4 protein-coding genes are annotated in these 4400 nt (G+C 57.7%); 3 read left to right on the plus strand and 1 reads right to left on the minus strand.

The genetic code is table 11. The features are described from left to right. Positions 1-447 precede the first annotated feature (447 nt). The 3 genes from NCT05_RS36520 (at position 448) to NCT05_RS36530 (ending at position 2466) form a co-directional block, all read left to right on the plus strand. Positions 448-639 carry a hypothetical protein gene (locus NCT05_RS36520; RefSeq protein WP_250504781.1) on the plus strand — a complete coding sequence of 64 codons (192 nt, stop codon included), beginning with the start codon at positions 448-450 and terminating at the stop codon, positions 637-639. Between the two features lie 731 nt (positions 640-1370). Next, entirely contained in the window at positions 1371-1574 is a 204-nt protein-coding gene (locus NCT05_RS36525) for a cold-shock protein (RefSeq protein ID WP_040048723.1), read from the plus strand. A gap of 538 nt (positions 1575-2112) precedes the next feature. Then, complete coding sequence (locus tag NCT05_RS36530; RefSeq protein WP_250504782.1) at positions 2113-2466, plus strand: hypothetical protein; 354 nt, start codon at positions 2113-2115, stop codon at positions 2464-2466. Between the two features lie 640 nt (positions 2467-3106). Here NCT05_RS36530 and NCT05_RS36535 read toward each other — a convergent pair. Continuing rightward, positions 3107-4114 carry a S1 family peptidase gene (locus NCT05_RS36535; protein ID WP_350030120.1) on the minus strand — a complete coding sequence of 336 codons (1008 nt, stop codon included), beginning with the start codon at positions 4112-4114 and terminating at the stop codon, positions 3107-3109. Positions 4115-4400: the final 286 nt, after the last annotated feature.

Below are 4400 nucleotides of genomic sequence, written 5' to 3' on the forward strand. Positions count from 1 at the left end.
CGAGGTCGTCGTCACGCTCCTACAGCCTTATCTGCAGCCCGATAATTATTAAAGGTAATTACGGGATGTTGTACTAGTGCACCGTTTAAGTTCGTGGGTTACTCCGCTTCATTGGTGAGCTTGGCTAGGGACGGACCCGTCAGACAGCTACATTCATACTCGCGCCGAGGCTGCGCAATACGAGAAGGGAACATGTCGGGCACTGATTTAGCGCGAGCAACACCTCTCCAGGACGTTGTCTCCAGGACGCCGAATTCCTGCGCGTGCGGTGTCGAGGGCATTCGTGCCTAGTGTCATTCATGCTCGACCGGCACGACGTCAGGGCGCGGATGCGCGTGGCACCTTCTGACCCGCCGTGACAGGCGCCGTCTCGGACATTGCAGCAAAAATCACGCGCCCTCGGACAGGGGGCGCATAATGAGCTCTGCCCATGCTCAAGGAAGTTCGATGAACGAAAATAAAAAAGGCGCCGTGCTCCGTGGGCTTCGGGGCTTTACGCACTTGATCGAAGAAATGGGCGCGCATCGCTCGAAGCAAAAACGCGCGAAACGGTGCGGACGCTTCGATCCGTCGCCGGCGTTAAAGGTTGTCGTGAGCGGAGCGAAAAAACAAGTGCACTACCGCCGAGCACCTAGGTGATGACCAGCCTATGGGGCCTGCGACGTTTCTCACTACCGCGGCATCGAGAGTGTTCTGTTCCAGCGAGCGGCGGCGAAAAGCATTAAGGCGCCATCATAATGTTCGTGTGGGACATGACGACGTGGAATTGCGCGTCGCAGTCGCAGTCCTAGCGTTCATTGTCCCAATGCCAGCCCGTCTGCTTCGCTTTGTGGAATGCCACGGAAACAAGCGAGACCAAAGCTGCGGACGGGGTTGGTAGGTGCCTCGCATCATGTTTTGACTTGGCGTTGCTGAGAGGCCTGCTGGTGCCACGGCTCTCGGCGTGTGGGAGGGCGACGCCAGCGCGGCAACTACTCAAAGGTGAATCAATGAAGGTAGCGATGATGGTCATTATGATTGGATTTACAACTATCATGCTGTTCGGCAGGACGACTGCCGCGACGGTACGTGCGTCGGCGTTACGGCTTGGGGGGCTGCAACGGCTCACGGCCGGCTTCCGCCTGTCAAGAGCCGATCGATAATCGCTTCGTCATTAGGGCGCAATTACCCCGCCACATTTCCATTGGGAATCGGCCAGAAAAGCATTGACAAGGCCACGCCGCCACTATACTGTGAACGACGAAATATTCAAGAAGCTCGATTGCTGATCACCACTATTCGCGTCGTCGGCGCGGTACTCGCTGTCCTCTCTTCTTCCTTGAAGTTTTTGTCGCTCCGCACGCGGACTCTTATTTTTTCAAGGAATTATCATGGATACCGGTACAGTTAAGTGGTTTAACGATAGCAAGGGCTTTGGTTTCATCACCCCTGATGCTGGTGGGGACGATCTCTTTGCTCACTTCTCGGAAGTTAAAGGCGACGGCTTCAAGACGCTCGCAGAAAATCAGAAAGTAAGCTACGAGACAAAGCGCGGCCCGAAAGGCATGCAAGCCGCGAATATCTCGCCGCTGTAACGCAACACAAGGGCCGGTCTACCGGCCTTTCTTCGGTCGGTACAGTCGACAACGGCGGGGCGCGACAGGCCATGATCGCATCGGCGCGTTTAAACGGAACCTCTCTGTCCGATGCGCCAGACCATATAGTCAGCTAGTCCTGCTGGTCTTCTCTTCCCGAAATCGGGGGTCGACTACCGGTGATGGGATCGTCGGATCATAGCTCTTGGCCGGCAAGGTGACGCGCAGCGCTGCGGCGGTCTGCCATAACTCGATATAAGCAACCGTTTCAGCGGCTGAACAGAGCCAGCGCGAGCCCACATGTCATCGCTAGCGATCAGGTAAGCGTGCTGTGAGCGGGGCCGCGGCAGTCTGCGACCGCATCAACGATTGCCTTTCGGCCCTCGCAACGGATAAAAGCAGAGCGACTCCTGCAAAGCGGGCAATGGCGTCGCATTGAAAACATCTGTATTCCTAGCGATTGCATGATCGGTGTATCCGCCGTTGCAACGCACCGGATGATCCCCAACCTATCGCAGGAACACGCCCCGGAGGGCAAATGTATCCTCTACTGGAGTTTCTTTCGACACTTCCGCAGTTCCACGCAGATCGTACTCGGAGCGAAGTGGTCCACATTGGCACCGGGTGCACTTTGTCGCGCAGGGTCAGCTGCGGACCCGAGGTCGATCCAGTACTTCTCGCTCGGTGGCCGGGGCAGCCGCTAGGCGATGCCTGCACCATTGACGGACTCGACGCTGTGAACTTCTATATGCGTGAAGCGCGTACCATGGGCGCCGAGATCGGCCTGCTGAACCGAGCGATCGATGTACTCGATCGATCGATGGGCGGTGAGACGCTTTTTTCGAAATCGATCTACGTTTCGCCGGCGCGTGCGACCGACGACGGCAGTTGAGGGTCGGCGCTATCGACGTCATATGCGTCGCTCGCGCTCGCGCCTCGTGGCAGTGACCACACTGGACTGCATCCGTGATAGGCCCGTGCGGCAAGGCCTGTAAGAAGACGTGCGAGAAGTGCGCCGCGGACAGTTGTATATTTCAAGCAACTCGCGGCTATGCTCGTCGAGTGGGGACGCACCCTGGGGATTGACATGGCGACAGAAGAAAACGTACTTGCTACCTTTGAGCAGTTCAACGTTGAGGGAAGAGACTACGTCACGTTGAATGACGCGTGCAACGGACTTGCGCAGTGGCTGGCGTCGGCCTGGGATCGTCTAGAGGAAGGAGACGCCCAAGTTCTTGTGGCCGTCGGCGCCACTTTGTGGCGAGAGGGCTATTCCCAGAGGTAATTTCCGTAGTTGTTGGGCAGTTGCGACGACGACCACGAAGGCGAGGCCTGGCCTGCGGATGCCCACATGGCGAAATCGTGCCCATTCCGCAAGCCTCCGACGGCGCTATCTCGGCCCTCCTGCAGCTTTCAGATGCAGCGCCGCCTCGGAAAGGCGGGTGAGTTTGTGCGTCCGTCGTCATGGTGAGCCGAACCGCTCAAGGACTGTTGTCGGAAGGTAGCTGCCGGCGCTGGGAGAAACGACTACCTTAGTGTTCCGTGAGCGTCATCAGAATGTCGGCGTACCATGCATTGTTCAGGCCGAGCGTCTCGTCGACTTGGAAGTCGCGACTGCCCATGTCAATGGTGGATGAGTGAACGCCAATAAGCGTCCATGGCAAGCTCTCACCCATCGCCGACCCTTCCTTTAACGGCTTGCTCATCACCACAGGTGCGCCGCTTGTCCCTCGATGCGTTCGCGCATCCGTAATGAAGCATCCCTTACCCTGAAAGCGGAGACCGAACGCCGATGCAACGACGCCTTGTCTCACGACGGGCAGATGGTGGAGCGAGTCGTGGAAGCCGAGCGGAAACCCTACGATGAGAACCGAGGCGCCTATCGGCATGGCCTCGCCAGACTTCGGCAGATGCTCAGGCGTGAACGCATTGAAGACGGCACTTGATGGCAGCCTAGCTTTGTGGATTTCCAGCACCGCTACATCGATCGAGCCGCCGTCGTCGGAGCCTTCCCGCCATATTGCGAGGCCGTCCGAAAACAACGGCATCGAAAACCACGTCGACGCGCCTAGGTTATGTGGATCGACGTGAAGCTCGATGTCGAGGCGATCGGGGAAGTGCTTGCTAGGTTCGTCGTTGACCACATGACGGCTTGTGACGAGAAAGAGGCGCTCGTCACGGGCAAAGAAGAATCCGCTTGCATTGGTGAGATGCTGTGCGCTGGCGAAAGTCCTCACACGGGCCGCCGTGAGAAGCAAGTCATCTCCAGTCGGTCGGTGTAGTGTAGGGACGTCTACCGGTACAGTCGAGCAGGCGCCTGCGATCGGGAAGGCAAGTCGGCTGAGCAGTCGGAGCAGCGCATCTTGCTGGGGCGTTGCGTCGTCGGCGGAAAGAAAGGCCGACAGGGACAAATCTGATGAGCACCCTCCCGAAGCGGTGCTGGGAACGTGCCGAACGACGGGATGATCGTTGGCTGCGACAACCAACAGCCAGCGATCGCCATTCGGGCTTACATACAGCTCGACAAGGTTAGCGTTCATTGATTGGCCAATGCAACGTATGAAGCTCCGAGGGCGAGATCGTCGAGATAATTGATGCAGGACCGAGAGATTGGGAGAAACAGGCGCCTCTTCGGATTTAAGGACAATGCTCAGGTGTAGCCCGCAAGTTGCTAGTCCATTGCGTCATTGAAAAAGCACCCGATTTGGTATTCAATGAAACGCATGGAAAAGATGAATTTGAGCGCGCTCGAGCGCGAACAATTGTTGTCAGCAACTCGTAGCCAGACGGTGCGCGCAGCTGACGCCCGGCGCGCTCGGCTGATTC

Origin of the sequence: Caballeronia sp. AZ7_KS35, assembly GCF_023631045.1 — a bacterium.
GTDB lineage: Bacteria > Pseudomonadota > Gammaproteobacteria > Burkholderiales > Burkholderiaceae > Caballeronia > Caballeronia zhejiangensis.